General features: G+C 66.5%; 1 protein-coding gene. It reads left to right on the forward strand.

What is annotated here, in order from left to right; genetic code table 11:
* The coding region (locus AAEY83_RS16005) for a molybdopterin cofactor-binding domain-containing protein (protein WP_351060555.1) at window positions 1-263 on the forward strand (263 nt) is incomplete at both ends.

Consider the following 263-nt stretch of genomic DNA (forward strand, 5'->3'; position numbering starts at 1 on the left):
GCAAGAGCCTGCCGCTGCGCAACGCGGCTGAAGGCGGCGCGCTGGTCGGCGAGGACAGCATCGAGTTCGGTGATCTGGCCGAGAAATATCAGCAATCGACCTTCGGCGCGCACTTCGTCGAAGTCGCCGTCGATGCCGCCACTGGCGAAGTTCGCGTACGGCGCATGTTGGCGGTGTGCGCTGCGGGGCGAATTCTCAACCCGACGTCGGCGCGCAGTCAGGTCATCGGCGCGATGACCATGGGCGTCGGCGCGGCGTTGATG

It is taken from the genome of Psychrobacter sp. TB20-MNA-CIBAN-0197 (assembly GCF_040309765.1).
GTDB lineage: Bacteria > Pseudomonadota > Gammaproteobacteria > Pseudomonadales > Moraxellaceae > Psychrobacter > Psychrobacter submarinus.